Origin of the sequence: Kitasatospora sp. NPDC057512 (genome assembly GCF_042802135.1) — a bacterium.
GTDB lineage: Bacteria > Actinomycetota > Actinomycetes > Streptomycetales > Streptomycetaceae > Kitasatospora.
The window spans coordinates 1-4,717 of record NZ_JBHVET010000677.1 but is presented as its reverse complement, the minus strand read 5'-3'; the positions used below and the strand labels follow the sequence as shown (position 1 = coordinate 4,717).

The 4,717-nt window shown below is 71.6% G+C and carries 4 protein-coding genes and 1 pseudogene; 4 read left to right on the top strand and 1 reads right to left on the bottom strand.

The window, feature by feature from the left end; translation table 11 throughout:
• A pseudogene (locus tag ACFU6K_RS31720) lies at positions 1-260 on the bottom strand (esterase); the annotation flags it as partial.
• A 362-nt stretch (positions 261-622) separates the two neighbouring features.
• Between ACFU6K_RS31720 and ACFU6K_RS31715 the strand changes: the two are divergent.
• The 4 genes from ACFU6K_RS31715 to ACFU6K_RS31700 all read left to right on the top strand — a co-directional run.
• Positions 623-1,642, top strand: coding sequence for a sugar ABC transporter substrate-binding protein (locus ACFU6K_RS31715; RefSeq protein ID WP_380668884.1), 1,020 nt, complete (start codon positions 623-625; stop codon positions 1,640-1,642).
• On the top strand, positions 1,639-2,685 hold the full coding sequence (locus ACFU6K_RS31710; RefSeq protein ID WP_380668882.1) for an ABC transporter permease: 1,047 nt from the start codon (positions 1,639-1,641) through the stop codon (positions 2,683-2,685). The genes ACFU6K_RS31715 and ACFU6K_RS31710 overlap by 4 nt, the downstream gene beginning before the upstream one ends.
• Positions 2,686-2,723: 38 nt before the next feature.
• Positions 2,724-3,626: an ATP-binding cassette domain-containing protein gene (locus tag ACFU6K_RS31705; RefSeq protein ID WP_380668880.1), complete on the top strand. Its 903-nt coding sequence runs from the start codon at positions 2,724-2,726 to the stop codon at positions 3,624-3,626.
• A partial coding sequence (locus ACFU6K_RS31700; protein ID WP_380668878.1) for an ROK family glucokinase occupies positions 3,623-4,717 on the top strand: 1,095 nt, incomplete at its 3' end. The genes ACFU6K_RS31705 and ACFU6K_RS31700, both read left to right, overlap by 4 nt.

Sequence of the window (4,717 nt, the reverse complement as noted above, 5' to 3'; positions counted from 1 at the left end):
CGCTCGGGGCTGCAGGTCTTGCCGCCGGCGGCCGCGGCCGGGTCGACCGGCGCCACCACCGGCACCGCGCGGACGTGGTTGCCGGTGCCGAGCAGGTCGTCCCAGTTGCCGTAGATCAGGTTGGCGTTGTTGACCATCACGAAGACCATCAGGACGGCCGTGACCTGGCAGAACATGATCATGACGATCCGGGTGAGGTAGCGTACCGGCTGCGGGCCGCCGACCTTCCCCCAGAACAGCAGCGCCACTGTGATGGACACCGGCACCAGGATGACGGTGAGGAGGAGGAATGGCGTACCTGTCAGTTCCATCGAGTTCTCGTATCCGGGTCGCACGCCGCCCGGGCCCCACTCGCCCGAACGCACGTCAATGGCATCAGACGGCGATGGACCGGTGATCGGTTGCCGTCCGAATCTGTGCGGAACCTGAGAGGAACATCACTTTCTTGTGATGAACCGCCTTCGGATCGGCGCCTAGTCTGCCACCCGAACGGACGTCGTCCGGACCAGATGTTCAGCGAACTACCAGGAAAGGTCCCCCGGGGCACCTTACCTCCCAGGCGGTTCGCGCTGCCGGGCGAGGCGGTGCGATACCGCGCGGCACGGGCAGGGAGACTATGGGGATGAGCATCACCCGCTTTCGCCCGTCCCACCGCTTCTGGCCCGCGTGCGCCGTCCTGGCACTCGCGGTGGCCGTGGCCGGTTGCAGCAGTACTGGAGGCAGACGCGCCGAGGAGGCCCGCGCCAAGGCCGCGGCCACCGGCGGCGGCGCCGTCTCGACTCCGCGCTGGAAGGTCGCCATGGTGACCCACGCCGGAGCCGGCGACGCCTTCTGGGACACTGTGCGCAAGGGCGCCGAGCAGGCCGCCGCCAAGGACAACATCACCTTCCTGTACTCCAACGACGCGCAGACCCAGAACCAGGTCCAGCTCGTCCAGGCCGCCATCGACCAGAAGGTCGACGGCCTGCTGGTCACCCTCGCCAAGGGCGACGCCATGGCGGACGTCCTCGGCAAGGCCAAGGCCGCCGGCATCCCCGTGATCACGATCAACTCCGGCCAGGAGTACTCCCAGAAGTTCGGCGCGCTGACCCACATCGGTCAGGACGAGTCCACCGCCGGTCAGGCGGCCGGTACCGAGCTGGCCTCGCGCGGCCGCAAGAACGTGCTCTGCGTGATCCACGAGCAGGGCAACGTCGGCCAGGAGCAGCGCTGCTCCGGCGCCCAGTCCAAGGCCGGCGGAGCCTTCCAGGTGCTCTACGTCAACGGCGTCGACATGCCCGACGCCCGCGCCGCGATCTCCGCCAAGCTCCAGGCCGACCCGTCCATCGACACCGTGCTCACCCTCTCCGGCCCGATGGCCGCCACCGGCCTCCAGGCCGTCCAGGACGCCCACCGCAGCGTCGAGCTGGACACCTTCGACCTGGGCACGCAGGTGGTGTCCGGGCTCAAGTCCGGCAGCGTCGGCTTCGCCGTCGACCAGCAGCCCTACCTCCAGGGCTACACCGGCGTCGACCTGATCTGGCTGTACAAGTACAACCTGAACATGCTCGGCGGCGGCAAGCCCGTGGAGACCGGCCCGCAGATCCTGACCAAGGACAACGCCGACGCGCTCGCCGAGTACGTCGCGAGGGGGACCAGGTGAGCGCCCCCGACCTCCTCGCCCAGGACGGCCTGGTCGACGGCCGCCCGGCGGCCCTGCGGCGGCTCCTCGCCCGCCCCGAGCTGGGCTCGCTGATCGCCGCCGTCGCGGTCTTCACGGTCTTCGCCGTCGTCGCCGAACCGTTCCTGCGGGTCTCCTCGCTGGGCACCGTGCTGTACGCGGCCTCCACCATCGGGATCATGGCGGTGCCGGTCTCGCTGCTGATGATCGGCGGCGAGTTCGACCTCTCGGCCGGCGTGCTGGTCACCACCGCCGCGCTGACCTCCTCGATGGTCTCGTACCAGTTCACCGCGGTGACCTGGGTCGGCGTGCTGGTCTCGCTGGCGACCACGCTGGCCATCGGCGGGTTCAACGGCTGGATGCTCGGCCGCACCAGGCTGCCCAGCTTCATCGTCACGCTCGGCACCTTCCTGATGCTGACCGGCGCCAACCTGGGCGTCACCAAGGCGATCTCCGGCACCGTCTCCACCAAGTCGATCTCCGACATGGAGGGCTTCGCCGCCTGCCGCTGGCTGTTCGCCTCCGAGGTGACCGTCGGCGGGCTGACGATCAAGGCCACCGTCTGGTGGTGGCTCGGCCTGCTGGTGGTCGGCAGCTGGGTGCTGCTGCGCACCCGCTTCGGCAACTGGATCTTCGCGGTCGGCGGCGACGCGGACGCGGCCCGCGCGGTCGGCGTGCCGGTCGCCCGGACGAAGACCCTGCTCTACCTGGGCGTCGGCTTCGGCGCCTGGGTGCTCGGCCAGCACCTGCTGTTCTCCTTCGACACCGTGCAGTCCGGCGAGGGCGTCGGCAACGAGCTGATCTACATCGTCGCGGCGGTCATCGGCGGCTGCCTGATCACCGGCGGCTACGGCTCGGTGGTGGGCTCCGCGCTCGGCGCGCTGATCTTCGGCATGGCCAGCAAGGGGATCATCTACGCCCAGTGGAACCCGGACTGGTTCAAGTTCTTCCTCGGCGCGATGCTGCTGCTGGCCGCGCTGCTGAACGCCTACGTCAAGCGCCGGGCCGAGCGGGGGCCGCGATGAACACGGACCTCACGGGGGCCGCGACGAACACGGATGCGATGGGAACCGAACTGCTCTCGCTCGACGGCGTCGGCAAGAGCTACGGCACCGTCCGGGCGCTCCAGGACGTCTCGCTGACCCTGCGGGCCGGCGAGATCAGCTGCGTGCTCGGCGACAACGGGGCCGGCAAGTCCACCCTGATCAAGATCATCTCCGGGTTGCACCAGCACGACGAGGGCACCCTCACCGTCGGCGGCGAGGCGGTCCGCTTCGACTCCCCGCGCCAGGCCCTGGACCGCGGCATCGCCACCGTCTACCAGGACCTCGCGGTCGTCCCGCTGATGCCGGTCTGGCGCAACTTCTTCCTCGGCTCCGAGCGGGGCACGCGCCGCTGGGGCGGCCTGCGGCTGGACGCCGACGGGATGCGCGCCACCACCCGCGAGGCGCTCGCGCGGATGGGCATCGACCTGTACGACGTCGACCGGCCGATCGGCACCCTCTCCGGCGGGCAGCGCCAGTGCGTGGCGATCGCCCGCGCGGTGCACTTCGGCGCCAAGGTGCTGATCCTGGACGAGCCCACCGCCGCGCTCGGCGTCAAGCAGTCCGGGGTGGTGCTCAAGTACGTCACCGCCGCCCGCGACGCCGGGCTCGGGGTCGTGCTGATCACCCACAACCCGCACCACGCGTACCTGGTCGGCGACCACTTCACCCTGCTCCGGCGGGGCCGGATGGCGGGCAGCCATCCGCGTGCCGAGATCAGCCTCGAACAGCTCACCACCGAGATGGCCGGCGGCTCCGACCTCGCCGAGCTCTCGCACGAGCTGGCCCGACCGTCGGTCTCCGACCCCCGTGACCCCGCCCCCGGCGGCTCCGGCACCGGGCCCTCCGGTAGCGGAGAATCGGCTTCCGGAGAATCCGACCCCCGAGAACCCGACACCCGTGAGGAGCGTCCGCAGCCGTGACCGGCTCCCAAGGCAGCACCCGGCCACCCGTCCTGCCGACCCTGCTCGGCCTCGGCCCGCGCGCCGAGCGCCGCCGCCGCGCCCTGCCCGCCGGGATACTGCGGCTGCCCACGATCGGCGTCGACATCGGCGGCACCAAGGTGGTCGCCGGGGTGGTGGACGGCGAGGGCAAGGTGCTGGAGAAGCTGCGCACGGACACGCCGCACAAGAGCAAGAGCCCCAAGGTGGTCGAGGACGTCATCGTCGAGCTGGTGCTCCAGCTCGCCGACCGGCACGACGTCCACGCCGTCGGCATCGGCGCGGCCGGCTGGGTCGACGCCGACCGCTCCAAGGTGCTGTTCGCCCCGCACCTCAACTGGCGCAACGAGCCGCTCCAGGAGGCGCTCAGCGAGCGGCTGCGGTTCCCGGTGATCGTGGAGAACGACGCCAACGCGGCCGCCTGGGCCGAGTGGCGCTTCGGCGCCGGGCGCGGCGAGGACCACATGGTGATGCTCACCCTGGGCACCGGCATCGGCGGTGCGGTGGTCCGGGACGGCTACGTGGACCGCGGCAAGTACGGCCTGGCGGGCGAGTTCGGGCACATGCAGGTGCTGCCCGGCGGCCACCGCTGCCCGTGCGGCAACCGGGGCTGCTGGGAGCAGTACTCCTCCGGCAACGCGCTGGTGCGCGACGCGCGCGAGCTGGTCGCCGAGGAGTCGCCGGTGGTGCAGCCGCTGCTGGCCCGGGCGGGCGGCACGGTCGAGGGCATCACCGGGCCGCTGGTCACCGAGGCCGCCCAGGACGGCGACCCGGTCGCGACCGAGCTGCTCTACGAGGTCGGCACCTGGCTCGGCGTCGGCATCGCCAACCTGGCCGCCGCGCTGGACCCGGGCCGCTTCGTGATCGGCGGCGGGGTCTCCGAGGCCGGCGACCTGCTGCTCGGTCCGGCCCGGGACACCTTCCGCCGCACCCTCACCGGGCGCGGCTTCCGCCCGGAGGCCGCCATCGTGCACGCCGCCCTCGGCAACGAGGCGGGCCTGGTCGGCGCGGCCGACCTGGCCCGCCAGGTGGCGCGGCGCTTCCGCACGATCAAGCGGCGGCGGGTGGAGCGC

Excerpts from the sequence above, each read along its gene's own strand:
- ACFU6K_RS31715 (WP_380668884.1), top strand. The coding sequence starts at position 623 with ATGAGCATCACCCGCTTTCGCCCGTCCCACCGCTTCTGGCCCGCGTGC.
- ACFU6K_RS31705 (WP_380668880.1), top strand. The coding sequence starts at position 2,724 with ATGGGAACCGAACTGCTCTCGCTCGACGGCGTCGGCAAGAGCTACGGC.